This window comes from Subdoligranulum sp. APC924/74, assembly GCF_003324125.1.
GTDB classification, from domain to species: domain Bacteria; phylum Bacillota; class Clostridia; order Oscillospirales; family Ruminococcaceae; genus Gemmiger; species Gemmiger qucibialis.
Map to the genome: position 1 here is coordinate 1 of NZ_PSQF01000038.1, position 26,450 is coordinate 26,450.

Genomic DNA, 26,450 nt, shown 5'->3' on the forward strand with positions numbered 1-26,450 from the left:
GCATCTGCGTTGCCAAAATGCTCGATAATGTCGGGTTGCGGTACCCGCATCGTGCTTCGGGGGCAAAAGCCCCTCGCACTCTGTGACCGCTGCCCCTGCTTCGGTTCGCTGTTTCCGCCACTGGCGGCGCTCACCTTTGCAGCATCCAGTATTATCTGCGCTTTTGGCCTAGCAGCTGCCGCACCTCGCTCGCCGTATCGGCACTTAGAATTATGCGGTATTGCCTTAAATCATCACATCGCCCACCAGCATAGAGCCGGAAGGTTCGATGGCGTAAACGGTGTACTTGCGCGGTTCTGCGCGGGTACCCGGCGGCGGGGGAACGGCCAGCCGGATGCAGCCCTGTTCCGGGGTGACATAGTGGAACTGGCGGTGCGCAGTGGTGGCATGGGGATGCTCATCCAATGTGGACCACGCCAGAATGCCGCCATGTACCGGTGCTGCCTGGGAGGCAGTCTCCTGCGGAACGGGGATTTCGGCCGGGGAATCTGGAGTATCCGGTGCATCGGTGGGGGCGGCATCTTCTGCCGGAGCTTCTTCCGGCGCGGCGGGTGCAGCTGGGGCAGGCAGTGCAGCGCAGAAATCATCCGGCAGAACGTGCTGGGTGCTGCCGATGTACATGGCAAACAGATCCGGTGCAACCTTGGGCACCCGGCGCAGCCAGGCGGAGGTGCGGGCTGGGCAGCCGGGCAGGGCACCGTCCGGGTCACGCTTGCGCATGCACAGGGCGGTGTTGTTCCAGGCAACCAAAAAGTCATCCAGCAAAAGCTCGGTTTCGGTGTCAAAATCTTCCGCTGCGGCATAGGGATCCACCAACAGGGCGGCAGGCTGTGCCCCCTGGCGAAAGCCCCTTAGTGCCGCATAGCGCAGCGGCGGCATTCCAGCGGCCTGCTGTGCGGGGGTGGATTCCAGCCCCACGATCACGCCGTACCCAGCGCGTACCTCACTGCGCAGCAAGGCAAGGTTGCCCCAGCAGGCCCAGCAGGGGAACCCCCAGCACCCGGCGGCGGCAGCGGCAAAACTTAAATTACGCTCAGCGTCAGTACTGCGGCAGTCTCGCATGGCAAGGGCAAATTCTTCGGGCAGGATATCTGCGCCCCAGCGGTTGGTCAAGCTGGCCAGGCAGATGGCAAGGTCCATAACGGGCTGCAGCGCCGGGGCGCGCCGCGCAACGGCATAGGGCATCAGGTGCAGGCGTGCGTTGATGGGCCGCCCGCCCGCGGGGATTACATCTACCGCTCGCACGCTGACCCCCACCAGGCTGACGGAAGGGGTGGTGTGTTCGTCTTTGGTATACAGGTAGATGCGCAGCTGGGCCTGGGTGGCGGTTTTGCTGTCCAGCACAAGGCTGTCCGGCAGCAGGTTTACAGCGCCTTTGGTCACGGGGGCTGCGCCTTCGCGCTCCAGATAGGGGCTCCAGCGGCCAAAGCTGGACCAGCTGGTCCAGTTGCCGTCCACCATCACGCGGGCCTGGGCTTCCACGGCAGTTCCCGGCGGGGTGCCGGCGTTCCAGCTCACGCGCAGGGCGTCAAAGGTGGGCAGCGGTACGGCGGGGCTGGTGTAGCACCCATAGGGCACGTACCCGCCGGAGACAAGGTCCAACACAATGCGCCCGTGGGCAACGGTAACGTTATCCAGCTCGCCCCGCATAAACGCTTCGGTTTCATGAAGGATAAAAGTGTTCTTACTTTCCATAGGTTTGCCGCCTTATCTGGTTGGTATCAAACGGAAGTGCGCCCGTGCTGCTCCATCAGGTCGTTGATCTCATCCTCGCGCCGGGCGGTGATGGTCTTTTCCAGGTGGAACGCTTTATCCAGTGCCGGATAGATGATCTGCAAAGCGAGGGTGCAGGGCAGCCAGAAACCCAGAATCAACACCACCGGGATGGTGTAGGGCATCCAGGCAAGCATCACGCCCCAATAGATGCAGAGCAATGCCCCGGCTGCCAGGGTGCGCGGCAAAAATCCGATCATGAACAGCGCGGCGTTTTTCAGCCGTTCCGCCTGGGACACACTGACCAGAACCACCTGCGCAAACAGATACAGGCAGAACACCAGCAAAAAGAAGATGCCAAGCACCATGCAGATCCATACCGAGATAGGCACGTTTTCCAGATCAGGCAGGGCGTACAGCAAAAAGGCCCACAGCCCAAGGCAAAACCCCGCCCCGGCACCGGGCAGCAGACTTTCGCGCCAGTTCTGCTTCCAGGCCATGCGGTAGGTGTGCCACCAGTAGCCGGGTTCATCGCGCAGAGCACGCAGGATGGTATCCAGCATGCCGCAAAAAGCAGGTGCGGCAATCAGCCCGCCTACAGCGCCGGACAGCAGGCACAGCGGCAGGCTGGCGGCCATAGTGCTGAACAAAACAGCGGCATAGCCGGGGGCGAAGCCCAGCACGCACAAAATACTGGCTTTATAAAACGGCCACAAATCGCGTCCCAGCAGCTCAAAAAAGCGGGCCGCGCCAACTTTGCGTCCGCGGGTTTCGGTCGCCTCCACAGCATCGGGCTGCACGGGGGGATTTTTGTCTTCCATTGCCATATTCAAAAATGACCTTTCTGTGTCTTTAAGGCAATACCGCATAATTCTAAGTGCCGATACGGCGAGCGAGGTGCGGCAGATGCCAAGCCAAAAACGCAGATAATACTGGATGTCTTATCGAGCATTTTGGCAACGCAGCTGCCGTGCCGCAGCTGCCGGAGCGGTGCTTAAGCCGCAAGGCGGGAATTGTGCGGTGTTGCCTTAATTGGGGGTAAGCGGACTGGGCGGCAGTGCGCTGCCGCAGCTTTTGCAGCCCTGCTTACAATATTACAAGTTTATCATAGCGTTTTTTAGCGGGTTATGCAAGGCAGCGGGCACGGGATGGTCAAAATAATTTTACAATTCCAACATAAATTTATGGTATAATACCACTTACGTTAAAAAGATGAGGAGAGTTTTTAAGATGGCATGGGTCACAAAAGACAGCGTTGAACAGTATGAAACGCCCGAATCGAAAAAAGAATATACCAAACAGGAAAAAGCTGCCAACTGGTGGTATTACCACAAGCTGTACGTTGGCATTGCGGTCATCGCCGTGGTGCTGGTGGTGTGGATGGTGCACGATGTTGTTACCCGGGTGCGGCCGGACTACCGCGTTGGCTATGTGGGCAGCAGCAACTTGCCGACAGATACGGTAACGGCCCTGGAAAACACGCTGGCCGCCTACTGTGATGACCGCAATGGCGACGGCAAGGTGGTAGTGGAGCTGGTGCAGTATAATCTGGATTTTGATTCCGAGAGCGAAAACACCGATGCATACACCCAGATGGCTGATGTGACCCGGCTTTCGGCGGATTTATCCAGTGAGGATGGGCCTTACATTTTTATCATGCAGGATACCGATTACGCGCAACAGTTTGCGGAAACCACCGGCGATTTGCAGTACCTGGACGGCACCATGCCCGACACGGAGAATGTGGATGAAAATGATAATGTGATCGTGGACTGGACCAAGATGGTTTACCGCTGGACGGACTGCCCGGCTCTGACCGGTCTGGATTTGGGCACCTACACCGGCCTGACGATGGTGGATGACCTCCAGGGCGAAAACCAGGACATCATGAAAAACACCTACATAGGCCGCCGCGCGTATTATACCGACAAAACCGCGCTGGAAAGCGAAACCTATGATGCCCTGTGGAACATCTTGACCGCGGGTGCCGTTTCCACCGTGGGGCAGCAGTGATGCGCTACCGCCCGGTAAAAAAGCCGGCCCCCATGCCGGAAAACCCCTACCACCGCATCTTTACCCCCATGCCAAGCTTTGAGGATCTGGTGCGGAAGGCGAGGGAAGAGGAGAAGAAATTAAAAAATAATAAAGAATAAAGAAAAATGAAGGTGTGCCTGCGGCACGGATTGAGATATCAGACTGCGGGCACGCATAAAAGAATGGCAGGAAGTTTATGTTTTCTGAGCGGCGCTGCGCGCCGCGGTCCACTAAAATTATTCATTATTCTTTATTCACTATTCTTTCAATCAAAAAGCAGGGCTTCGGCCCTGCTTTTTTGCTTTTTTTGATGGTGCCCTATTGCGATACAGACCGTTTTATAGTATAGTAAAATATGAATAACCATGGAATGTGAGGAACCTGTCTATGGATCAGTTGCAGCAGGCCCGTGCGCAGATTGACGAGATCGATGCAAAGATGACCGCATTGTTTGAACAGCGTATGCAGGCAGTGGGCCAGGTGGCACAGTACAAGGCGCGCACCGGCAAACAGGTGTTTGACCCGGCACGCGAAGCCCTTGTGCTGGAAAAGAATACCGCCCGCGTGCAGAACCCGGAACTTCAGCCCTATTACCGCGAATTTTTGAAAAAAGCGCTGGCGGTTTCCCGCGCGTACCAGCATGTTCTGATTGGGCAGGATGTTGCCGCCTACCAGGGGGTGGAGGGCGCGTGGTCCCACATTGCGCTGCGTCAGCTGTTCCCCTTTGCCAAGGCACAGGCGTACTCCACCTGGAACGAGGTGGTGGAAGCCGTGGAGCGGGGCGATGCTTACTGCGGCGTTCTGCCGTTTGAAAATTCCAACGCGGGCGATGTTTCCGCTGTGCTGGACCTGCTGTATGCCCACCCCGGCCTGAAAGTAGCCCGCATGTGCGACCTGCCCATCCGGCAGGACCTGCTGGCGCTGCCGGGCGCGCAGCTGAGCGAGATCAAAACGGTCATCAGCCACCAGCAGGCGCTGGCGCAGAGTGGGCCATTCTTGAAACTGCACCACTTTGCCACCAAAGCCTGGGGCAACACAGCGGATGCCGCCCGCTATGTGGCGGAACAGGGCGACCAAACCTTGGCAGCTATCGCTTCCGCCGAAACAGCCAAGCTGTACGGACTGCAGATTTTGGCCGAGGGCGTGAACGAGGACGGCGACAACACCACCCGCTTTATCGTGATTGAAAAAGAGGGCGCCCAGCGGCAGCCGATCGCCGCCGCACCGGGGCAGCGGCTTTCGATGCTGTTTACGGTGGACCACAAGCCGGGGCGGCTGGCGCGGGTGATCCAGATCATCGGCGAGCGCGGCTTTAACATGGAAACCATCAAAAGCCGTCCGCTGCCCCATGTTCAGTTTGAATATTATTTTTATGTTCAGCTTGTCTGCCCGGCCAATGTCGCAACGGACGATTGCGCCAAGCTGGTGCATGAGCTGGAAAACGTGTGCCGCACGGTGCGGATACTGGGTGTATTTGACCTGTAAATGACGGAAAAACACAGGAGGAATTGTTATGAAATTGACCATGCAGCTTGGCAGCCGCAGCTATGATATCATCCTGAAAAGCGGGTGCCTGGCCAACCTGTACCAGTTTGCCAATGTTGCCAACCGCAAGGTGTTTATCCTGACGGATTCCGGCGTACCGGAGCAGTATGCCCAGACTGTTCTGGCCCAGTGCCCCAATGGAATGGTGTACACTGTGCCCCAGGGCGAAGCCAGCAAAAGCCTGAAAGTGTATGGCCAGGTGCTGCAGGCCATGCTGGAGTTCAACATGACCCGCAAGGACCTGCTGGTGGCCGTCGGCGGCGGCGTTGTGGGGGATTTGGGCGGGTTCTGCGCGGCATCTTATATGCGCGGCATTGATTTTGTCAACTGCCCCACCACCACCCTTTCCCAGATCGATTCCTCCATTGGCGGCAAAACCGCCATTGACCTGGGCGAAACCAAAAACATTGTTGGCGCTTTCTGGCAGCCCAAGGTGGTGCTGGTGGATTTTGATACCCTGGCAACGCTGCCCCGCCGCCACTTTGTCAACGGCCTGGCGGAGGCCATCAAGGCGGGTCTGATTGCTGACCCGGAGCTGTTTGCCCTGTTTGAGTGTGAACACCCCGAAGAAAACATTGAGCGCATCATCTACCGTTCCCTGCGCGTGAAGAAGAACGTGGTGGAAAACGATGAGCACGAGCAGGGCCAGCGCGCCTGCCTGAACTTTGGCCATACCATCGGCCATGGCATTGAGGCTGTCAAGGGGGTGCGCGGCCGCCGCACCAACGGCCTGTTCCATGGCGAGTGCGTGGCGCTTGGCATGCTGCCTATGATCGAGGATAAATCCCTTGTGCGCCGCACCCGCGCCATCTACCGCACTTTGGGCCTGCCCACCCGCACGGGTGTGGACAAAAATAAGGTGCTGAGCTATATGCAGCACGACAAAAAGAGCGCGGGCAGCACCATTACCGTCATCAAGGTGCCCGGCCTGGGCTGCTGGCGCGCCGATAAGATTCCCATGACCGAACTGCCCGCCCTGCTTGGCATCAAGGAAAACGAGGACTGAGGCGATGAAAAATACCTTTGGCAATGCATTGGGCCTGACCATTTTTGGCGAAAGCCACGGTGCCGCCGTCGGCGCTGTGCTGGACGGCCTGGCCGCGGGGTTGCCGGTGGATGAAGCGTACATCGCCGAGCGGATGGACCGCCGCCGCGCCCGCGGAGATGGGCTTTCCACCGCCCGCACCGAGCCGGATGTGGTGGAGTTTTTGAGCGGTGTGGTCAACGGCCATACCACCGGCACCCCCATCACCATGATGATCCGCAACACCAACACCCGCAGCGGAGATTATGCAAAAACGGCGGATCTGCTGCGCCCCGGCCACGCGGATTACACGGCATATGCCAAATATGAAGGCTGGCAGGATGCCCGCGGCGGCGGCCACTTTTCCGGCCGCATCACCGCAGCCAGCGTGGCTGCGGGTTCGATCTGTGAGCACATTCTGGCACAGCGCGGTATTAAGGTGTATACCCACATTGCCCGCTGTGCCGGGGTGGAGGATGCTCCGCTTTCCAGCTCTGCCGGTTTGATTATGGCGGAACCACAGCCGGGCCATTTTGCCCTGTTGGACCCTGAAAAAGAAGCCCCCATGCAGGCAGCCATCCGCGCAGCCGGGGCCGAGGGCGACAGCGTGGGCGGTATTCTGGAAACTGTCATCACCGGGGTGCCCGCGGGCATCGGTGAACCGTTCTTTGACAGTGTGGAAAGTGAGATCGCCCACCTGGCGTTTGCCATCCCCGCTGTCAAAGGCATTGAGTTTGGCGCGGGCTTTGCCTTTGCGGACCTGCGCGGCTCCCAGGCAAACGACCCGTTTACCATGCGGGACGGCAAAGTGGTAACGACCACCAACAAAAACGGCGGCATCAACGGCGGCATTGCCAACGGCATGCCTATTGTGTTCCGCACGGCGGTAAAGCCCACCCCCAGCATTTATAAAGAACAGGATACCGTGGATTATATCGCCAAGGCAGATGCAAAACTGCAGATCAAGGGCCGGCACGACCCCTGCATTGTGCCCCGTGCTGCTGTGGTGCAGAACACCCTGGCAGCATTTGCCGTGCTGGACCTGCTGACCGTGCGTTACGGTACGCTGGGGCAAAAGTAATACAGCCGAAGCAAACAGAAAGGAAGCGCAACATGGAATACGGTCTGATCGGAGCCAAACTGGGCCACAGCTATTCCAAAATCATCCATGAGGCCGTGTGCGGCTATTCCTATGAGCTGCATCCGCTGCCCACGGAGGAAGAAGCCCATGCCTTTATGCAGGCAAAGGCGTTCAAAGCCATCAATGTTACCATCCCGTACAAAAAGCTGGTCATCCCATATTGCGATGAGGTGGAACCACGTGCGGCGGCCATCGGCGCAGTGAACACCGTGGTCAACCGGGATGGCAAGCTGTATGGCTATAATACGGATTATACCGGCTTTGCCTACCTGGCCCGCTGCCACGGCGTGAAGTTTGCCGGGGCTGTGGTGCTGGTGCTGGGCACCGGCGGCACCCACAACACCGTCACGGCTGTCTGCCAGGACTCCGGAGCCAAACAGGTGCTGACCGCCAGCCGCACCGGCAAGGACGGTGCCCTGACCTATGAGGAAGCCCAGCAGCACCCGGAAATCAATATCATTATCAACACCACCCCGGCGGGCATGTACCCCAACAACGGCAGCTGCCTGCTGGACCTGCATGCCTACCCCAAGCTGGAAGCCGTGCTGGACTGCGTTTATAACCCGTTCCGCACCGAACTTTTGCTCCGTGCGGAGGAACTTGGCGTGCCCGCCTACTGTGGGTTCGAGATGCTGGTGGCGCAGGCAGTGTACGCGGCGGAGCACTTTACCGGCCAAAAGCTGCCGGAAGCTGTGATCGCTGACACCCATCGCAAGCTCAAGCGAGATCTTTCCAACGTGGCCATCATCGGAATGCCGGGCTGCGGCAAGTCCACCATCGGGCGTGCCCTGGCCAAAACGCTGGGCAAAACCTATGTGGATCTGGATGAAGTGATCGAGAAAAACACCGGAATGCCCATCCCGGATATCTTTGCGCGTGAAGGCGAGGCATCGTTCCGCAAGTACGAATCTCAGGCTGTGGCGGAGATCAGCAAGCAGACACGGCAGGTCATCGCCTGCGGCGGCGGGGTGATCAAAACACCGGGCAACGCCCGCACCCTGCGCCAGAACGGCCCTGTGCTGTGGGTGCAGCGCCCGGTCGAACGGCTGGCAACCGGTGGGCGGCCGCTTTCCACCGGGCTGGATGCCCTGCGCAAGATGGAAGCCGAGCGGATGCCGCTTTACCGCGCAGCGTCCGATGCCGCGGTGGATAACACCGGCCGCCTGGAAAACACAGTAGAAACCGCCGTGCAGGCGTTTGAAACAACATTTGATGCCTGAACGGCACGAAAGAAGGGAACACCGTGGAAGCAACCGTTGCAGCCATTGAACCGGGCCGCCTGGCCGGAACCGCTGCCGTGCCGCCCAGCAAAAGCGCGGCACACCGCGCTGTGGTGTGCGCGGCCCTGGCCGCCGGTACCAGCCACATTGGCAATGTGGAATTTTCGCAGGATATTCTGGCCACGTTGGGGGCTGCCCAGCAGCTGGGGGCCAAGGTGGAGCGGGGCGAGCATGAGCTGACCATTACCGGCCGCGGCAATGCGGACGGTTTTGCCACCATTACCCGCCCGGTGTTCTGCAACGAAAGCGGCAGCACACTGCGGTTTATCCTGCCGCTGTTCAGCCTGACGGCCCAAAAAGTGCGCTTTACCGGCGCAGGCCGCCTGATGCAGCGCCCGCAGGAAATTTATGCCCAGCTGTTTGAGCGCCAGGGGCTGCGTTTTGAACAGAACGAACAGGGCATTACGATTTTTGGCCGCCTGTGCCCCGGTACCTTTACGCTGCCGGGCAATGTGTCCAGCCAGTTCATCAGCGGGCTGCTGTTTGCCACCCCGTTGATGGAAGCCCCCAGCACCATTGAGGTGCGCGCTCCCTTTGAAAGCCGCAGCTATGTGGACCTGACCACAGACGCGATGCAGAAATTTGGCGTTAAAGTTTCGGTCCGCGCCCGCAAGGATGGCTCCGCCACCTACAAAGTGGCAGCGCCGCAGCATTATGCGGCAGCAGACATGGATGTTGAAGGCGATTACAGCCAGGCGGCGTTTTTGGCCGTGCTGGGCAGCACTGTGGGCGGCATTACGATAACGGGTCTGCCCTCCGGTTCCCACCAGGGAGACCGGGTGATCCTGGATATTTTAAAGCAGTGCGGTGCAAAGTTTGAGCGCAGCGGCGGCCATGTGACCTTCCATCGCAGCCTGCTGAAGGCGGTGGAGATCGACCTGGCCGATTGCCCAGACCTTGGCCCGGTGCTCATCGCACTGGGGTGCTTCTGCAGCGGCACCACCATCATCCGCAACGCCGGGCGGCTGCGCATTAAAGAGTGTGACCGCATTGCCGCTATGCAGGAAGAGCTTGCCAAGATGGGCGGCACGGTAAAAGCGGACGGCGATACCCTGACAATTGAGGGCTGCGCTCTGCACAAGCCCACGGCGCCGCTGAACGGCCATAACGACCACCGCATTGTAATGGCAATGGCCGTTGCTGCCCTGGCCGCAGGCCAGCCGGCGGTCATCGAGGGGGCCAACGCGGTCAACAAAAGCTGGCCGGATTTCTTTGAGGTCATCAAGGGCCTGGGGGCCCATGTAACAAATCAGGGGTGAAAGCAAAATGGACGGGATGGATAAAAACAAAACGTTTTTAATTGTGGGCCTGGGCCTGCTGGGCGGCAAATATGCCCAGGTGCTCAGCCAGAAAGGCTACCGCGTGACCGGCATTACCCACAGCCAGAGCACGCTGGATTATGCGCTGGAACACGCCTATATCTGCGAGGGCCGCAACGAAAACTTTGACGACCTGGTGCAGAACGCGGATTACATCATCTTTGGCCTGTACCCCACTGTGCTGTTGGAATGGGTCAAGCGGTACGGCCACCTGGTCCGCCCCGGCACGCTGGTAACCGATGTTTCCGGCGTAAAGCGCGGCGTGGTGGAGCCGGTGCAGCAGATGCTGCCGGAGGGCGTGGAGTTCATTGCCAGTCACCCCATGGCCGGCCGTGAGACCAGCGGCGTGGCCCACAGTGCCGAGGTAAACTTTGCCCCGGCAAACTTTATCATTACCCCCACCGAAAAAAACACCCCGGAAGCCATTGAATGGTGCCGTACCCTGGCCCGCACACTGGGGTTTGCCCGCATTAGCGTGCTCAGCCCAGCAGAGCATGACCACATGATCGGCTATGTCAGCCAGCTGTGCCATGCCATTGCCGTCAGCCTGATGTGCGCCAGCGATAACACCGAGCTTGCCAAGTATACCGGGGACTCTTTCCGCGACCTGACCCGCATTGCGCACATCAACGATAAAATGTGGGCGGAGCTGTTCTTGTGGAACAAGGATAACCTGATTAGTGAGATCGATATGTTCAGTGATGCACTTGCCACCATGCGCCAGAAACTGGTGGATGACGACCGCGAAGGGCTGGAAAAAATGTTCCGCCTTTCCACCGAGCGCCGCAAGGCATTTGATAAAAAATAACCGGGAAGCCGGTCTGTTTTGCCGGAAGGGAGGCGGCCTTTATGCCCCGTAAAGAAGGACAGAAATTAAAGCTGCTTACGTTGTTGGAAATTTTTGTGCGGGAAACCGACGAAAAGCACCCCATCAGTGTGCCGCGCATGGTAGAACTGCTGAAAGAGCGCGGCATTGTGGCAGAGCGCAAAAGCGTGTATGACGATATCCAGACCCTGAACGAAATGCCGGATACCCCCTTTGAGATCGTGCAGCAGCGCGGCCGCGGGGGCGGGTATTATATGGTGGATACCCCATTTGAACTGGCGGAGCTGAAACTGCTGGTGGACGCTGTGTATGCCAGCAAGTTCATCACCGCGCGCAAAAGCAAGGTGCTGATCGAAAAGCTGGGACGGTTCACCTCCCGCTACCGCCAGGAGGAGCTGGACCGCAAGGTGCTGGTTTCCGGCCGGGTGAAAAGCCAGGAGGAAAAGATCCTTTACAGCGTGGATACCCTGCACAGCGCCATCACCGCGGGCAACCAGGTGCGGTTCAAATACTGTGACTGGGACCTGCAAAAGCAGATGGTGCCCCGTCATGAAGGCCAGCTGTACACCGTCAGCCCCTGGGTGATGGTGTGGGAAAACGGAAACTATTATATGATCGCCTATACCGAAGGCCGTCTGAAGCACTACCGCGTGGATAAAATGCGCAAGGTGGAGCTGCTGCCGGATACCGAACGTGAAGGTGCTGAGGAATACGCCGAATTTGACGTAAACCAGTATATGCAGCAGATGTTTGATATGTTCAACGGCCCGGTGCGCAAAGTGACCATGCGGTGCGAAAACCGCCTGGCCGGGGCGATGATCGACCGGTTTGGCACGGGGGTTACCCTGGTGCGCAACCCGGATGGCGACCACTTTAATGTGGTGGTAAATGTGCAGGTCAGCCCCCGGTTTTACGGCTGGGTGGCCGGCTTTGGCACAGGGATCGAAATTCTGGACCCACCCAGCGTGCGTGCAGAAATGAAGAAAAAGCTGGATGAGCTGGAGGGCCTTTACCGCTGATGCAGACAGCAAAACAAAAGCTCAAACGCGCAGCACCGTGGCTGTTTTTGCTGCTGGTGCTGGCCGGGCTTGCCGCAGTGCGCGGTCTTGCCGCCAATTATGAGATCGGGTACGAGATCATGAACGGCGACTTCCAGAATTATAACCCGGTGCGCCACCTGCTGGCCGGGCAGGTACCTTATCGTGATTTTACCGTCTACCTTGGTGCGGGCGAGCTGTACAGCGTGGGCGGTCTGCTGCTGGTGCTGGGCAACAGCTTTGGCCGCAGCATGTTTGCCACAAACTTTTGCACCTGGTTCTATTTTGAGCTGCTGGTGCTGGCAGTCTGCCTGATGGTCATCGGCACTGCCCGTGCGGCCCGCGCGGCAGCGCTGGCGCTGTGCAGCGTGTTTTTTGCCTATGTGCAGGGGGCAAACCTGCCGTTTGCCGGTCAGGTGAACACCCTGCTGAGCTATGCCGCCGCCAACGGCAACAGCGCCCGCATGATGCGCTCCGCCGCTTTAACACTGGCGGTACTGGTCATCCTGCTGGGACTGCATTTCTGGCAGCAGGATACAAGCAGGCGGCTGTTGGCCCCGGCGGTGCTGGTGCCCTTTGCCGCAGGCTTTTTTGTGCCTTGGAGCAATGATATGGGCGGCGCTGCCTATATTTCCATTGCGCTGGGGTATGGGCTGTATCTCATCCGGCTGTATCGCAGTTCCATCGGTAAAATTGTGGTGCAGACACTGCGCTACATCGTTACCAGTGTGGTGGGGCTTGGCGTTTCGGTGCTGCTCATCAGCTGGGGGCACCCGCTGGCCTGGCTGCGCCAGACCCGCGGAACCAGCGCTTACCAGACTTGGTATTACGGCAATACCCTCAGCGACCGGGTGTGCAGCGTGGCAGACCTGCACTGGCCGGGCGTGGCAGTGTTCTGCCTTGCGGCGGCACTGGCGTTTGCCATCGGTATTTTTGTCTGCCGCAGCAAACGCTCTGCTGTGTTGGCGGCCGGGGGCTTTGCCCTGACACTGGGCATGGTGCTGTGGAACCTGCTGTACGGCATGGTCAGTGCCTCCAACAATGGGCCCACGGGCGGCGCGGCGGCACTGGCTGCCGTACTGGCCCCGGCGTGTATCATCAAAGCGGTGCTGCTGGTTTGCCAAAAGGTAAGCTTTCCGCAGGTTGCAGCGCACATTGTGCCCGCAGGCTGTGCGGTGCTGGGGGCCGCTGTGCTGGCCGTCGGCATGGCCGGGCAGGTGCAGACCCGCATTGGCGGGCACGAGGGCTATACCTTTGTGCCGGAGCTGGGCGGCTGGATCGGCGACCAGGCCGAAAAGCTGGCAACCGAAAAGGAACTGACGGCGGGCAAGCGGCTGTTTGGCACCTATTCCAGCGCGCTGGAAGCCATGACTGGCCAGCTGCAGCCTACCGGCACGGATTACATCATCCATGCCCTGGGGGATCGCCAACGCCTGGCGTACCTGCAAACCTTCCAACAGGGGAATTTTGACATTGTCGTGACCCCCAGCCCCAAGGTGGCCCCGCCGGAGCGGTGGAGCCGCAACGCCAACTGGTGGTTCTACCGGGAGCTGTACCGTTACTGGCAGCCGGTGGCAAACACCTTCCAGTCCGGCGGCATGCACCTTTTCTGGGAGCGCACCGGAACCGATAACAATCTGAACGTGGAAACCACGACCGCTGCCACCCTGCAGGAAGATGGCACTGTGCTGGTGACCGTAACGGCGGCGGACGCGGATTTTTGCGGTGTGGCGGATGTAACGCTGCACTATGGGCTGGTCAGCTCTGACAGCATGGACCACCCGTTTGACCGGCAGTTCCTGCATGTGACCTGTGCGACGGAAAACGAACTCTGCGCCGCCGCGGAACGCGACACCAACCAGGGCGATTTCTACCTGCCCACCGACCGCGACAGTTACGAGGTGCCTATCACCATTTCCAACGGTGTGGGGCAAATTCTGCTGACGGCAAAATCCGGCAGCGGCACCATGTACCCGCAGGTAAACGCAGTTGAAGTGAATGCGACGTATCAGGATTGGGAGTACTTCTTCGAGTAGCGCGGAAAAAACTGCAGGTCCGGCAGCGGGAGTGGAAAGTTGTAAAGGCAACACCGCACAATTCCCGCCTTACGACTTAAGCACCGCTCCGACGGCTGCGGCACGGCATCTGCGTTGCCAAAATGCTCGATAATACACAAAGTATTATCTGCGCTTTTGGCTTAGCAGCTGCCGCACCTCGCTCGCCGTATCGGCACTTAGAATTATGCGGTATTGCCTAAAATCTGCTTCAGCGCCGCAGCAAAACCGCCGTTGGTTGAAACCGGATGGATTTTATGATATACTAAAATGATTGAAATGTGGCGTACAGAGAGGGGGCAGCAGGATTGCTCAGTGAAAATCAGCGTATCAGGGGCTTGATCAGCAGTGTGATTGATATTGTGCTGCTGATTGCCGCATACCTGCTGGCCAATTTCCTGCGCTTTAACTGGCTGCCTTTTTTTGAGGAGGGCGGCGCCGGCCCGGCACTGGATATTGCCCGCAGCCCTATGGTTGCCCTGGGGTGGGCGGGCTACGCCGTGGTGATGGTGCTGCTCTATTGGAGCCGCGGGCTGTATAACCCCTCCCGCCTGCGGGGGCTGTGGCAGCGCAGCACCACCATTGCGTTCGGCAACGCGCTGGGCGTGGTGGGCTTTATGGCGCTGCTCTTCGTTTTCCGCCTGCAAAACTTCTCCCGCGGGGTCATGCTGCTGCTGTACGGGTTCAGCACCGGCTTTTTGATCTTCAAGCGGATGATCAAGCGCTGGTATGATCGTGCCCGAAACCGGAAAGGGGAGGACCTGCGCCATATCTTGCTGGTCGGCGGCGGCGATATGGCTGCCGAGTACCTGCTGGCACTCGAACATAACCCGTATTATGGCTTCCATGTGGATGGCTACCTGGCGCCTTATGCCAACCCGGACCTGGATGTGCGCTACCTGGGCGGATATGACAAAATGGAAGTCACGCTGGATGAACCCGGCATTGACGAGGTGGTGGTGGCCCTGGATGCCGCCGAGATGCACATGCTGACCCGCGCCTTTGCCGCCTGCGATAAGCACGGCACCCGCATTACCATGGTGCCGTTTTATAACGATTACCTGCCCGCCCGCCCCACCATTGATGTGCTGGGCGATTGTAAGCTCATCAACATCCGGCAGACGCCGTTTGATAATATCCTGAACGCCTTTATCAAGCGCGCCATGGATGTGGTGGGCAGCCTGGTGCTGATCGTGCTCACCAGCCCCATCATGCTGGGGGTGGCCATCGGCGTCAAGCTGTCCAGCCCTGGGCCGATCATCTTTAAGCAGGAGCGCGTGGGGCTGAACAAACGCCCCTTTATGATGTATAAGTTCCGCTCCATGCGGGTGAACGCCGCCGAGGATTCGGCCTGGAGCACCAACAGCGACCCGCGCAAAACGCGGTTCGGCAGCATTATCCGCAAATTCAGCCTGGATGAACTGCCGCAGTTTTTCAATGTATTAAAAGGGGATATGAGCCTGGTTGGCCCGCGGCCAGAGATCCCGTTCCATGTAGAGCATTTTAAGGAAGAAATTCCCCGTTACCTGGTGCGCCAGCAGGTGCGCCCCGGCCTGACCGGCTGGGCGCAGATCAACGGCCTGCGCGGTGACACTGATATTGCGGAGCGTATCCGTTATGATATCTGGTACATCGAAAACTGGACCGTTGCACTGGATATCAAAATTTTGTTCCGCACCGTGTTTGGCGGCAAAATGGTCAACGATGAAAAGATCCAGTAACCAACCAAAGGAGGGCTGAGGATGAAAAACGGCAAGCCGAAGGTAGCCATTGTGCATGACTGGCTGGTGGCATACGCCGGTGCAGACCGCGTGGTGGACTGTATGCACCATGTTTTCCCTGATGCACCCATCTATACCCTCGTCTATGACGAAAACAACATGCCTGCGTGGTTCAAGAATTATGATATCCGCACCACCTATCTCCAAAAGCTGCCTTTTGCCACCAAGCTGTACCGTGCCATGCTGCCGTGGATGCCCCGCGCGTTTGAAGCACTGGATCTTTCGGAATACGATATGGTCATTTCGTCCTGCTCTTCCTGCAGCAAGGGCGTGATCACCCGGCCGGACGCCGTGCATATCTGCTACTGCCATACGCCCACCCGCTATGTCTGGGATTTTTATTATACCTACCGCAACAATGCCAATGCGCTGGTGCGGGCGGTCATGCCCGGCCAGATGCTCAAGCTGCGCCAGTGGGATAAGTGCGCCGCGGACCGGGTGGACTATTTTATCGCCAACTCGCATTATATTGCCAGGCGCATCAAAAAATATTACCGGCGCGACAGCGATGTGATCTACCCCTGCGTGCATATCAACGAAGAACCCTTTGTGCCCAAAGAGGATTTTTACCTTGTGGTGGGCCGCTTTACCTGGTACAAGCGGATTGACCTGGCTGTGGCAGCCTGCACCAAGCTGAACAAGCCGCTGATCGTGATCGGCGGCGGCGGCGAGGGCGACAAGCTGCGCGCCATGGCGGGCCCGACCGTCCGCTTTTTGGGCGGCGGTCTGAGCGACGAAGAGGTGCGCGGCTATTATCTGCGCGCCAAGGCGTTCCTGTTCCCCGGCGAGGAGGATTTTGGCATTACCCCTGTGGAAGCCCAGAGCGCAGGCACCCCGGTGCTGGCCTTTGGCCGCGGCGGCGCCTGTGAGACTGTGCTGGACGGCAAAACCGGCCTGCTGTTTGACGAGCAGACACCCGAAAGCCTGGAAGCCTGCATCCAGAAGTTTGAGACCGAAGGCGTGGCTTATCCCCCACAGCAGATCCGGGAACACAGCCGCAGCTTCAGTGAGCAGCGCTTTGAGGACGAGCTGCGGGATTACTGCACCCGCCGCTATGCGGACTGGCAGCGTGAGCTGGAAGCCTGCTCTCACCACGAAACCGCCAAGGAGGCCGAAGAGTGAACCCCATTGTGATCAATGGCACAGTGCTGTGTGACCCCATCACGGGCATTCCGCGCTTTGTGTATGAAGTTGTGACCCGGCTGGACCCCCTGCTGGAGGGCACCGGCCTGGATGTGCGGCTGTGCTACCGGGACGATGGCCGCCCGCTGCACCTGCCCGAACTGAAAAACATCAAAATTGTTCCGCTCAAGGCCATTAAGTATAGTTACAATCTGGTGGTGCTGCCGCGTTACCTGCGCAAACACCACGCCTTTTACGTTGGCCTTGCCAGCGATATGCTCATGACCCGCCGCAGCGTGGTGGTGCTGCATGATATCCGCCCCCTGGTAATGAAAACCGACCGCGCGTTTTTTCGCTTCAAGTTCTGGTTCCACTGCCTTTCCACCAAATGGTTTGCCCGGCGGGTGTTCACCGTCAGTGATAACCAGCGCCACCTGATCAGCGAGCGGTTGGGCATCCCACTGGATAAGATCGGTGTGACCTATAACGGCTGGGAGCATCTGCAGAACGTCCAGCCGGATATGACGGTGTTTGACAAGCTGCCCGGCGTGAAGAAAAAAGAATACTATTACGCACTGGGAAGCCTGGCCGGGCACAAAAACTTTAAGTGGGTGCGCGAGGTTGCCGCCCGCAACCCGGATAAAACCTTTGTTGTGGCCGGCGGCAAGGACCTTGCTGCCTTTGGCAGCGCCGAAGCAGATGCTGCCCAAAACACCAGCAATATCTTTTATCCCGGCTATGTGACAGACGGCCAGAACAAAGCGCTGATGCAGAATTGCAAAGGCTTTTTGCACCCCGCTGTGTTTGAAGGGTTCGGCATTCCGCCGCTGGAAGCGCTCAGCCTGGGGGCACCCATCGCCCTGGCCCGTGCCAGCTGCCTGCCGGAGCTGTATGGCGATACCGCCCGCTACTTTGACCCCTATGACTATGATGTGGATCTTGATGCGCTGTTTGCCAAGCCTGCGGCCCCGCCGGACAAAGTGCTGGCCAAGTACAGCTGGGAGAAAACCGCACGGTTCTGGCTGGACGAGATCAAAAAGTGCGCGGAAGCGTAAGAGCAGTTGGGACAGCCCCCGAAAAATAGAAGCACATAACGGTTCGGCAGGGTGGGGCTGCCTCGCCCTGCAGGATAGGGAAATACCTCTTACGCAGGGGGACATGCGGTGCGCCTACGCTGTGCACAGATGTTACGTGCATCAGGCTGTATAACCCACCCCGTAGGGGCGCACATTGTGCGCCCGCTGCATACCCCAAAATTACGCACCTGAAACACAAAAATCTACCCGCAAAAGGGAAGTGAATATCATTGGATAAAATAGCAGTTCTTATCCCCTGTTATAACGAATCTCAGACAGTACAAAAGGTTGTGATGGATTTCCGCCGCGTTCTGCCGGAAGCTACGATCTATGTGTACGATAACAACTCTACCGATGGCACGGCAGAGCTGGCCCGCACAGCCGGTGCCGTGGTGCGCCACGAATACCAGCAGGGCAAAGGCAACGTCATCCGCCGCATGTTCCGCGAAATTGACGCCGAAGCCTATATCATGGTGGACGGCGACGATACCTACCCGGCGGAAGCGGCCCCGGAAATGGTCAAAGCCGTCACCGAACACCAGGCCGATATGGTGGTGGGGGATCGGCTTTCCTCCACCTATTACACCCAGAACAAACGCCCATTCCACAATTTTGGCAACGACCTGGTGCGGTTTTTTACCAACAATCTCTTCGGCGGCCAGATCAAGGATATCATGACGGGCTACCGTGCGTTCAGCTACCAGTTTGTCAAAACCTACCCGGTGCTGAGCCGCGGCTTTGAAATCGAGACCGAAATGACCATCCACGCCCTGCACCGCAACATGCAGGTGGAGAATGTGATCATTGACTATCGTGACCGCCCCGCAGGCAGCGAAAGTAAGCTGAATACCTATTCGGACGGCTTCCGCGTGCTGCGCACCATTGCACGGCTGTATAAAAACTACCGCCCGTTCGGCTTTTTCAGCACCCTGGCTGCGGTGCTTGGCATTATCAGCCTGTGCTTTTTGGCCCCTGTTCTGGGCGAATATTTTGCCACCGGCCTTGTGCCACGCTTCCCTACGCTGATCGTGTGTGCCTGCGTACTGGTGGCGGCGCTTTTGCTGTTTATTTCCGGCGTGATCCTTTCCAGCCAGCTGACAAAGGATGACCGCGATTTTGAATTCCACCTGCAGCAGGTGCAGCAGTGGAAAAACCGTTCCGCTGATCCGTTCAGCCATTCTGCCAAATAACAAGGAGGTTCCCCATGAAACAGTATGATTACCTGATCGTCGGCGCTGGTCTGTTTGGCGCAGTGTTTGCACAGCAGGCTACCAAGGCAGGCAAAAGCTGCCTGGTGATCGATAAGCGCGACCACATTGCCGGCAATATCTACACCGAAAATGTTGAGGGCATCAATGTCCACCGCTATGGCGCACATATCTTCCATACCAACAATAAAGATGTGTGGGACTATGTGAACCAGTTCGCTGTGTTCAACCGCTATACCAACTCTCCGGTGGCAAACTATAAGGGCGAACTGTACAACCTGCCGTTCAACATGAACACCTTCAACAAGATGTGGGGCGTTGTGACCCCCGCCGAGGCCGAGGCAAAGATCGAGGAGCAGCGCGCTGCCCACTTTACCGCCGAGCCCAAAAACCTGGAGGAGCAGGCCATCAACCTGGTCGGCACCGATATTTACGAAAAGCTGGTCAAGCACTATACCGAAAAGCAGTGGGGCCGCCCCTGCACTGAGCTGCCGGCGTTCATCATCAAGCGCCTGCCGGTGCGCCTGATTTTTGATAACAACTACTTCAATGCGCTGTATCAGGGTATTCCCAACGGCGGCTACACCCAGATGGTGGCCAACATGCTGCAGGGTGTGGAAGTTCGCCTGGGTGTGAACTACCTGGCTAACAAGGCTGAACTGGATGCTCTGGCTGACCGTGTGATCTACACCGGCCCCATTGACGCTTATTTTGATTACTCCCTGGGCACCTTGCAGTACCGCAGCGTTCGCTTTGAAACCGAAACGCTGGCCTGCCCCAACTATCAGGGCAACGCTGTCATCAACTACACCGATGCCGAAACCCCGTACACCCGCATCATTGAACACAAGCACTTTGAGTTCGGCTCCACCGAGCCGGGCACCAAGACGGTCATCAGCCGCGAATACTCCGCTGAGTGGAAGCCGGGCGACGAGCCGTACTACCCGGTCAACGATGACAAGAACAGCGCCCTGTACGCCAAGTACAAGGCACTGGCCGATGCCGAGCCGCACGTTGTGTTTGGCGGCCGCCTGGGCGAGTATAAGTACTATGATATGGACAAGGTAATTGAAAGCGCGCTGGCCTGCGTTGCTGTGCAGATGGATAAGATCAACCAGTACAAAGCATAAGGCAGGCGTAAACCAGGATTTATAGCAAAACCGCATGATTCCAAATACCGCTGCGGCGGGAATGATGCGGTGCAATTTGAGATAAAGGACAAAGCAATGACGGAATTGAGTGTTTCCATCCTGTCTGCCGATCTTGCCAACCTTGCTGCCGAAACGGCCGATTCTATGGTGTGCGGTGCAGACATGGTGCATTTTGATGTGATGGACGGCCACTTTGTACCCAACATCACCTATGGCGCGCCGGTGCTGAAATGCCTGAAAAAGGCCGTGCCGGAAGCATTTTATGATGTTCACCTGATGATCTCCGACCCTGCACGCTATGCACAGGATTTTGCGACAGCAGGGGCAAACCTGATCAATTTCCACATTGAAGCTGTGCCCAACCATGTGGGGCAGACCATTGCCGCTGTGCGGGAGACTGGGTGCCTGGTGGGCCTGACCATCAGCCCGTCTACCCCGCCGCAGGCAGTGTTCCCCTACCTGGATGAACTGGACCTGGTGCTGGTCATGGGGGTGGAGCCCGGCTTTGGCGGGCAGAAGTTCATCCCCACAACCGTCAGCCGTGTGGCAGCCATCAAGGCAGAGTGCAACCGGCGCGGTGTTTCCCCCCGCATTGAGGTGGACGGCGGCATTAACACCGAAACCGCCTCCCTGTGCGCCCAGGCCGGAGCCAGTGTGCTGGTCATGGGCAGCGCGTTCTTTAAGGCGCAGGACCGTACCGCGCTGGCCAAACAGGTTCGGGCGCTGTAACCCCCAAAGGAGTATCCATGCCAAAACGTCATGATAAGATCACCAAAAGTGTAAACTATGATTATTATTGGGACATTTTGTTTTGCACTGTCCCGCTTTTGGCGGTCAGTTGTTTTTATTACGGAGCGCGCCCGCTGCTGATGATGGCGGCCGGGCTGCTGACTGCGTATGTGGCGGACTGTGTTGTTACCCCGCTGCATGCGGCGGGGTACCGCGCACATGAGCCTTCCAGCGAAGCTTTTGCTGCGCTGATTGTGCTGATGATGCCGGCTTCGGCCCCGTATTATATGGTGGTCACGGCAACGATCATTGCCGTGCTTGTCAAAGAAGCGTTCGGCGGAGAGGGGCACTATCCCTTCCACCCGGCGGCGGTGGGTTTGGTGGCGGCAACGCTGGCATGGCCGCGAGACATGTCGTCCTACCCGGCACCGGGTACAGTGCTGGCACTTTTCAGCAGCACCGGAGTGGTGCTGACCCAAGGCAACAACACCACCCTGTCTGCCGGCGGCCTGCCGTCTGACAGTACCATCAACCTGTTGACCGGTAATGTGGCTGGGCCGCTGGGCTGCTGCGCTATTCTGGTCATTGTGGCCTGTGGGCTGTACCTGCTGGTGCGCGGCCACATGCAGCTTTCTACCTTTGTGCCGTACCTTGCGGTATGCGTACTGGTGCCCTGGCTGCTGCCCAACCTGAACGAACTTCCAGCCCTGAGTGCCCCATGGGAATATGTGCGCCAGCGCATCTACCTGGAAAAGTATATCCTGCTTTCCGGCAGCATGCTGTTTGGCGGGATATTCCTGGCGTGCGAGCCGGTGGTGCAGCCCAACCGCTGGAGCAGCCGTTTGATTTACGGCCTGTTCCTGGGCGCAATGGCAACGGCGTTCCGCTATTACAGCGTATACGAAACTGGCGTATGCTTTGCCATTGTATTGGCTGGTGCTTTCCCCGAATGGCTGGACCGCCTGGCCCAGCGCGCAGAAAGGATCAGATTCATGCGGAAGGAGGAAAAGCGCCTTGCCCAACACAGAGAACCGTAAGAACAGCAACAAAAAGCCGACCCTGCAGGAACATTCCCAAACCGTTATCATCCCCCAGCTGACCCCCGAAATGCTGGAACAGGCGCGCCGCGCCGCAGAGCAGGGCAAAACCGCCGAGCAGATCGAGCAGGAAGCCCTGGCCGCCGCCCAGGCGGAGCAGAAAGCGGTAGAAAGCAAGCAGGAAGCACCTACGGCCGAAAAGCCCAAAACGGTCCAGCCCGCCAATAAGCCCAAGACCCGCAAAGAGGCCGAGGAAGAGCTGGCCCAGAATATCCATGATGACCACCTGTGGCTGAATAACCCCGTTATGGTGCGCGGTCTGGGGCTGGCACCCATTGTGGCGGCTGCTGTAAGCGGCCAGAATGCCTGGATGCTGTGTGCTGCCGCCATTCTGCTTGTAACGGCAACCCGTATGTTGGCTGTGGCAATCTGCCACCTGACCGGCAACCGCTTCCGCGGTGTGGTATACTCTTACGCTGCCGCTATTGTGTATATCCCGGCTTATATCATTTTGTACAACCTGTTTGGGGCGGATCTTTCGCTGCTGGGGATCTATCTGCCCATGCTGGTAGTGGAGCCCGCCGTGATCAAACGTATGGAATCCAACGACCTGGAAACGGTGGGCGAGGCGTTCCGCCGCGGCATCAACAATACCATTGGTATCTGCTTTTCGGTGCTGCTGGTGGGGATTGTGCGTGAACTGCTGGCGGAAGGCACCGTGTTCGGCAACGTGGTATTTCCCGTGGCGCCGCTGCCGCTGGCCGACCAGCCGGGCACCGGGTTTATCATCATTGGCCTGATTGCCGCCGTGTGGACCGCCATCGGCGGTGCCTATGTGCATTATAAGATCGAGGAGGTGCGTCATCTGTATGGCAATAAACGCAAGCGCTGAGCTTTCCGTTTTGCAGGCTGTGGCACAGTTCCTGACCTACGCCGTCATGGCTGTGTTTGCGGAGAATGCAGTGTTCTTCCGCGCGCTGGGCGTTTCCCGACTGAACAAGCTGGTCAACGACCCCAAAATCAGCACATGGCAGTACTGTATTCCCATCATTCTGGTACAGACCATCAGCGCCCCCATGGGTTGGGCTGCCCAAAGCTTAGCGCTGCCCGCTTTGGCAAAGGTGCTGCCCGGCTGGCTGCCGGTCAACGCCCTGCGCCCGCTGGTATTTTTGAACTGCTCACTGATCGCTATGGGCATTGTGTGGCTGCTGTTGGGCCTGTTCCCCAAAAGCCGCGATGCCTGCCGCGAACAGCTGCCCGGCGCAACCTTCAACTGTTGCGTGCTGGGCACCCTGCTGGTTGCAGCCAGCCAGAACTATAACCTGCTGCAGTCCATCGGCTTCGGCTTTGGCAGCGGCGTGGGCTACCTGGTCGCTGTGCTGGTGGTGGATGAAGGCCGCCGCCGGCTGCGCAGCAAAGATATCCCACATATATTCCGCGGCCTGCCCAGTGTGCTGATTTATATCGGCATTCTCTCGCTGGCAATTTACGGGCTGGTTGGCACTGTGGATTGAGCCGCGCCCGGACGTAAAAAACGGCATCCGTGAAAGAGGAGTGATTACCATGCAGAATTGTTTTGTCCCTGCTGATATCCTGCTGCCCGGTGCAGCGACCCCGCTGGACCCGTGGGCCTGCATTGCGGTGGATCAGTTTACCTCCCAGCCGGAATACTGGCAGAAAGCGGAGGAACTGGCAAAGGGGAAACCCAGCACCCTGCACATTGTTCTGCCGGAAGCTTACCTTGGAACCCCGCAGGAAGAATCGCGCCTTGCGGCGATCCGTGCGGCTATGCAGGATTACCGCGATAACCTGTTGACCCGCTGTGTACATGGCTATGTGTATGTGGAACGCACCCAGATGGACGGTACCATCCGCCAGGGTCTGGTTGGTGCTGTGGACCTGGAACAGTACAGCTTTAAAAAAGGCAGCAAGCCCGCCATCCGCCCCAGCGAGAGCACAGTGGTGGCGCGCATCCCGCCCCGGCTCAAGATCCGCCGCGGGGCCCAGCTGGAAACCCCGCATGTGATGATGTTGGCCGATGATGAAGCCTGTACCCTGATTGAACCCATTGCCGCCCATAAGGCGGAGCTGCCGCTGCTGTATGATGGCGCGCTGATGCTGAACGGCGGCCACCTGGCCGGTTGGGCCGTGGAGGACCCTGCGCTGGTGGAGCAGATCAACACTGCGCTGGCAAACCTTGGCGATGCCGCTGCTTTTGCCGCACGCTGGCCTGCCGCAGCCGGCCAGCCCCCCATGACGCTGGCGGTTGGTGATGGCAACCATTCCCTTGCCACAGCAAAAGCCTATTGGGAAGAACTGAAACCCACCCTGCCGCCGGAACAGCAGCAGACCCACCCGGCGCGCTGGTGCCTGGCGGAAGTGTGCAACGTGCATTCCCCGGCGATTGAGATTGAGCCCATCCACCGTGTGCTGTTTGGCGTGGACGCCAACACCGTTGCTGCAGACTTTGGCAGCTGGTTGGAACAGCACGGCGCAGCCCTCCAGGGCGGCGACCAGCATATCGTGCTGGCCGGTGCCGGTGCAGAGATCACCTTTGACGCCGCCAACACCCCGGACCCGCTGGCCGTGGGCACCACGGAACATTTTATTGGGGATTATCTGGCCCAGAACCCCGGCGTGACGGTGGATTACATCCACGGTGCCGCGGCTGCCTGCGCCATGGCCGCAGACCCCGCCAAACCGGCCACAGCCCTGCTGATGCCGGACTTTGCCAAAGCAGACCTGTTCAAAGGTGTTGTGCTGGGCGGCGTGCTGCCGCGCAAGACTTTCAGCATGGGCCATGCCGAGGAAAAACGTTACTATAATGAATGCCGCAGTCTGACCATGCCGGACTGACGATACAGGGAGCCAATTATGCCGAACAACGAAAAAAACGCTGAGCCCGCCGTGCGCGATGCTCAGTCCACAGCAGCACGCCGTCGTCGCCGCCGCCACACCCCCCATGGGGATGCCCCGGCCCAGCGCCCTGCACGCCCCAATAACGCCAATCAGGCCCGCCCTGTGGCTCCGCAGCTGAACGGCCAACCCCCGCGCGGGCAGCAAAAGCCCCAGCCCACCCCCCAGCCGCCGCGCCGCCGCCCGCCGCAGGAACCTGTCGCGCAGCCCCCGCAGCGTAATGCTGCCCGCCGTGCCCCCGCAGCCCCTGCACCGGAACCGCCGCGCCCGCCGCGGCGCGCCCCGCAGCCAGCCCCCCGCAGCCGGGTGAACCGTGAACCGCGAGAGGAAGATCCGGGCCTGGAGATGATTTCCCGCCGCCCGCCCAAACAGAAGTTTGCCAACTTTGAAGAGTATATGGCCGCCCACGGCGGAGCTACTGCCCCCATTGCGGGCGAAGGTCCGCTGCCGGAGCTGGTGCCAGAGTTCCACTTGCTGTCCGTTCCGGCGGAAAATCTGGTTCCGGCGGAGGATGACGAATGACCCCGCAGGCGGCAGCGGCCCTGCGCTGCCCGGTGTGCGGCGGCGCATTGATGCCGCTGGGAACCTCGCTGCGCTGCCCCCAGGGCCACAGCTATGATATGGCCAAGGAAGGGTATGTCAACCTGCTGGCCATCCAGAGGCGCCATGCGGCGGACCCCGGTGACGGCAAAGCCATGGTGCGCGCCCGCCGTGCCTTTTTGCAGGCGGGGTATTATGCCCCGTTCCAGAAAGCGCTGGCCGAGCTCTGCCTGGAATACGCACCCGAATGCGGTGAGACCCACCTGCTGGATGCCGGCTGCGGCGAAGGCAGTTATGACCGCGTGGTGTATGATGCCTTTGCCGCCCAGGGCCGTCCCTGCGTACTGGCCGGGTTCGACCTTTCCAAGGATGCCATCCGCCTTGCGGCAAAGCTACTGCCGGAAGCCGCTTTTGCGGTGGGCGGCAGCTTCAGCGCCCCGGTGCGGGATGGCTGGGCGGATGTTCTGCTGAACATCTTTTCACCCTTTGCCGGGCAGGAGTTCTGCCGGGTGCTGCGCAGCGGCGGTGTGCTGCTGTACGCAGTGCCAACGGCACGGCATTTGTACGGGTTGAAAGAAGTTCTGTACGATGAACCGTATGAAAACGCAGAACAGCAGACAGAATACTCCGGCTTTACCCTGATCGGAGAGCGCACCGTGACGGATACCATCACGGTGGAGGGCGACCAGATCCGCAACCTGTTTGCCATGACCCCCTATTTCTGGAAAACCCCGCACGTCGGAGCACTCCGCCTTGCGGCAAAGCAGAGCCTGACGACCGAAATCGGCTTCCGCTTCCTTGCTTACCGTCGGGTATAATGGAACAAAAAGTAAAGGCAATACCGCATAATTCTAAGTGCCGATACGGCGAGCGAGGTGCGGCAGCTGCTAAGCCAAAAGCGCAGATAATACTGGATG

Annotated in this window: 23 protein-coding genes; 21 read left to right on the top strand and 2 right to left on the bottom strand. The window is 58.9% G+C overall.

Features of this window, described 5'->3' with window-relative positions:
* Positions 1 to 225: 225 nt before the first annotated feature.
* Positions 226 to 1,695 carry a hypothetical protein gene (locus tag C4885_RS09745; RefSeq protein WP_114000152.1) on the bottom strand — a complete coding sequence of 490 codons (1,470 nt, stop codon included), beginning with the start codon at positions 1,693 to 1,695 and terminating at the stop codon, positions 226 to 228.
* A 26-nt stretch (positions 1,696 to 1,721) separates the two neighbouring features.
* On the bottom strand, positions 1,722 to 2,540 hold the full coding sequence (locus C4885_RS09750; protein WP_114000153.1) for a hypothetical protein: 819 nt from the start codon (positions 2,538 to 2,540) through the stop codon (positions 1,722 to 1,724).
* A gap of 403 nt (positions 2,541 to 2,943) precedes the next feature.
* Between C4885_RS09750 and C4885_RS09755 the strand changes: the two genes are divergently transcribed.
* The 21 genes from C4885_RS09755 (at position 2,944) to C4885_RS09855 (ending at position 26,351) form a co-directional block, all read left to right on the top strand.
* A complete protein-coding gene (locus C4885_RS09755; RefSeq protein ID WP_114000154.1) occupies positions 2,944 to 3,726 on the top strand; it encodes a hypothetical protein in 783 nt (260 codons plus the stop codon).
* 408 nt (positions 3,727 to 4,134) lie between these two features.
* A complete protein-coding gene (locus tag C4885_RS09760; RefSeq protein ID WP_114000155.1) occupies positions 4,135 to 5,232 on the top strand; it encodes a chorismate mutase in 1,098 nt (365 codons plus the stop codon).
* 28 nt (positions 5,233 to 5,260) lie between these two features.
* Positions 5,261 to 6,298, top strand: coding sequence for a 3-dehydroquinate synthase (aroB, locus tag C4885_RS09765; RefSeq protein ID WP_114000156.1), 1,038 nt, complete (start codon positions 5,261 to 5,263; stop codon positions 6,296 to 6,298).
* A gap of 4 nt (positions 6,299 to 6,302) precedes the next feature.
* Positions 6,303 to 7,397 carry a chorismate synthase gene (gene aroC, locus C4885_RS09770; protein WP_114000157.1) on the top strand — a complete coding sequence of 365 codons (1,095 nt, stop codon included), beginning with the start codon at positions 6,303 to 6,305 and terminating at the stop codon, positions 7,395 to 7,397.
* A 32-nt stretch (positions 7,398 to 7,429) separates the two neighbouring features.
* The gene (locus tag C4885_RS09775) at positions 7,430 to 8,677 is read left to right on the top strand and encodes a shikimate kinase (RefSeq protein WP_114000158.1); all 1,248 of its coding nucleotides are present in this window, start codon (positions 7,430 to 7,432) and stop codon (positions 8,675 to 8,677) included.
* A 23-nt stretch (positions 8,678 to 8,700) separates the two neighbouring features.
* A complete protein-coding gene (gene aroA, locus C4885_RS09780; protein WP_242979529.1) occupies positions 8,701 to 9,996 on the top strand; it encodes a 3-phosphoshikimate 1-carboxyvinyltransferase in 1,296 nt (431 codons plus the stop codon).
* Positions 9,997 to 10,012: 16 nt separating this feature from the next.
* Positions 10,013 to 10,864, top strand: coding sequence for a prephenate dehydrogenase (locus tag C4885_RS09785; RefSeq protein WP_114000174.1), 852 nt, complete (start codon positions 10,013 to 10,015; stop codon positions 10,862 to 10,864).
* A gap of 41 nt (positions 10,865 to 10,905) precedes the next feature.
* Entirely contained in the window at positions 10,906 to 11,901 is a 996-nt protein-coding gene (locus C4885_RS09790) for a YafY family protein (RefSeq protein ID WP_114000159.1), read from the top strand.
* Positions 11,901 to 13,955, top strand: coding sequence for a hypothetical protein (locus C4885_RS09795; RefSeq protein WP_114000160.1), 2,055 nt, complete (start codon positions 11,901 to 11,903; stop codon positions 13,953 to 13,955). The genes C4885_RS09790 and C4885_RS09795 overlap by 1 nt, the downstream gene beginning before the upstream one ends.
* Before the next feature lie 326 nt (positions 13,956 to 14,281).
* A complete protein-coding gene (locus C4885_RS09800; RefSeq protein WP_158538864.1) occupies positions 14,282 to 15,694 on the top strand; it encodes an undecaprenyl-phosphate glucose phosphotransferase in 1,413 nt (470 codons plus the stop codon).
* Positions 15,695 to 15,715: 21 nt separating this feature from the next.
* Positions 15,716 to 16,876, top strand: coding sequence for a glycosyltransferase (locus tag C4885_RS09805; protein WP_114000162.1), 1,161 nt, complete (start codon positions 15,716 to 15,718; stop codon positions 16,874 to 16,876).
* Entirely contained in the window at positions 16,873 to 17,931 is a 1,059-nt protein-coding gene (locus tag C4885_RS09810) for a glycosyltransferase family 1 protein (protein WP_114000163.1), read from the top strand. Before C4885_RS09805 ends, C4885_RS09810 begins: the two co-directional genes overlap by 4 nt.
* Before the next feature lie 251 nt (positions 17,932 to 18,182).
* Positions 18,183 to 19,142, top strand: a complete 960-nt coding sequence (locus C4885_RS09815; protein WP_114000164.1) for a glycosyltransferase family 2 protein — start codon at positions 18,183 to 18,185, stop codon at positions 19,140 to 19,142.
* Between the two features lie 14 nt (positions 19,143 to 19,156).
* Positions 19,157 to 20,290, top strand: coding sequence for a UDP-galactopyranose mutase (gene glf, locus C4885_RS09820; RefSeq protein ID WP_114000165.1), 1,134 nt, complete (start codon positions 19,157 to 19,159; stop codon positions 20,288 to 20,290).
* A gap of 96 nt (positions 20,291 to 20,386) precedes the next feature.
* The gene (gene rpe / locus C4885_RS09825) at positions 20,387 to 21,040 is read left to right on the top strand and encodes a ribulose-phosphate 3-epimerase (protein WP_114000166.1); all 654 of its coding nucleotides are present in this window, start codon (positions 20,387 to 20,389) and stop codon (positions 21,038 to 21,040) included.
* A 17-nt stretch (positions 21,041 to 21,057) separates the two neighbouring features.
* Positions 21,058 to 22,077: an RnfABCDGE type electron transport complex subunit D gene (locus tag C4885_RS09830; RefSeq protein WP_114000167.1), complete on the top strand. Its 1,020-nt coding sequence runs from the start codon at positions 21,058 to 21,060 to the stop codon at positions 22,075 to 22,077.
* Positions 22,055 to 22,969 (top strand): Rnf-Nqr domain containing protein, encoded by a 915-nt coding sequence (locus C4885_RS09835; protein WP_114000168.1) that lies wholly within the window; start codon positions 22,055 to 22,057, stop codon positions 22,967 to 22,969. Before C4885_RS09830 ends, C4885_RS09835 begins: the two co-directional genes overlap by 23 nt.
* Complete coding sequence (locus C4885_RS09840; protein WP_114000169.1) at positions 22,947 to 23,591, top strand: Rnf-Nqr domain containing protein; 645 nt, start codon at positions 22,947 to 22,949, stop codon at positions 23,589 to 23,591. The genes C4885_RS09835 and C4885_RS09840 overlap by 23 nt, the downstream gene beginning before the upstream one ends.
* A gap of 49 nt (positions 23,592 to 23,640) precedes the next feature.
* Positions 23,641 to 24,933: a DUF1015 domain-containing protein gene (locus tag C4885_RS09845; RefSeq protein ID WP_114000170.1), complete on the top strand. Its 1,293-nt coding sequence runs from the start codon at positions 23,641 to 23,643 to the stop codon at positions 24,931 to 24,933.
* Positions 24,934 to 24,951: 18 nt separating this feature from the next.
* Positions 24,952 to 25,515 carry a hypothetical protein gene (locus tag C4885_RS09850; protein WP_114000171.1) on the top strand — a complete coding sequence of 188 codons (564 nt, stop codon included), beginning with the start codon at positions 24,952 to 24,954 and terminating at the stop codon, positions 25,513 to 25,515.
* On the top strand, positions 25,512 to 26,351 hold the full coding sequence (locus tag C4885_RS09855; RefSeq protein ID WP_114000172.1) for a putative RNA methyltransferase: 840 nt from the start codon (positions 25,512 to 25,514) through the stop codon (positions 26,349 to 26,351). Before C4885_RS09850 ends, C4885_RS09855 begins: the two co-directional genes overlap by 4 nt.
* Positions 26,352 to 26,450 lie beyond the last annotated feature (99 nt).

Excerpts from the sequence above, each read along its gene's own strand:
- C4885_RS09745 (WP_114000152.1), bottom strand. The coding sequence starts at position 1,695 with ATGGAAAGTAAGAACACTTTTATCCTTCATGAAACCGAAGCGTTTATG.
- C4885_RS09750 (WP_114000153.1), bottom strand. The coding sequence starts at position 2,540 with ATGGCAATGGAAGACAAAAATCCCCCCGTGCAGCCCGATGCTGTGGAG.
- C4885_RS09755 (WP_114000154.1), top strand. The coding sequence starts at position 2,944 with ATGGCATGGGTCACAAAAGACAGCGTTGAACAGTATGAAACGCCCGAA.
- C4885_RS09760 (WP_114000155.1), top strand. The coding sequence starts at position 4,135 with ATGGATCAGTTGCAGCAGGCCCGTGCGCAGATTGACGAGATCGATGCA.
- aroB (WP_114000156.1), top strand. The coding sequence starts at position 5,261 with ATGAAATTGACCATGCAGCTTGGCAGCCGCAGCTATGATATCATCCTG.
- aroC (WP_114000157.1), top strand. The coding sequence starts at position 6,303 with ATGAAAAATACCTTTGGCAATGCATTGGGCCTGACCATTTTTGGCGAA.
- C4885_RS09775 (WP_114000158.1), top strand. The coding sequence starts at position 7,430 with ATGGAATACGGTCTGATCGGAGCCAAACTGGGCCACAGCTATTCCAAA.
- C4885_RS09785 (WP_114000174.1), top strand. The coding sequence starts at position 10,013 with ATGGATAAAAACAAAACGTTTTTAATTGTGGGCCTGGGCCTGCTGGGC.
- C4885_RS09790 (WP_114000159.1), top strand. The coding sequence starts at position 10,906 with ATGCCCCGTAAAGAAGGACAGAAATTAAAGCTGCTTACGTTGTTGGAA.
- C4885_RS09795 (WP_114000160.1), top strand. The coding sequence starts at position 11,901 with ATGCAGACAGCAAAACAAAAGCTCAAACGCGCAGCACCGTGGCTGTTT.
- C4885_RS09805 (WP_114000162.1), top strand. The coding sequence starts at position 15,716 with ATGAAAAACGGCAAGCCGAAGGTAGCCATTGTGCATGACTGGCTGGTG.
- glf (WP_114000165.1), top strand. The coding sequence starts at position 19,157 with ATGAAACAGTATGATTACCTGATCGTCGGCGCTGGTCTGTTTGGCGCA.
- rpe (WP_114000166.1), top strand. The coding sequence starts at position 20,387 with ATGACGGAATTGAGTGTTTCCATCCTGTCTGCCGATCTTGCCAACCTT.
- C4885_RS09830 (WP_114000167.1), top strand. The coding sequence starts at position 21,058 with ATGCCAAAACGTCATGATAAGATCACCAAAAGTGTAAACTATGATTAT.
- C4885_RS09840 (WP_114000169.1), top strand. The coding sequence starts at position 22,947 with ATGGCAATAAACGCAAGCGCTGAGCTTTCCGTTTTGCAGGCTGTGGCA.
- C4885_RS09845 (WP_114000170.1), top strand. The coding sequence starts at position 23,641 with ATGCAGAATTGTTTTGTCCCTGCTGATATCCTGCTGCCCGGTGCAGCG.
- C4885_RS09850 (WP_114000171.1), top strand. The coding sequence starts at position 24,952 with ATGCCGAACAACGAAAAAAACGCTGAGCCCGCCGTGCGCGATGCTCAG.
- C4885_RS09855 (WP_114000172.1), top strand. The coding sequence starts at position 25,512 with ATGACCCCGCAGGCGGCAGCGGCCCTGCGCTGCCCGGTGTGCGGCGGC.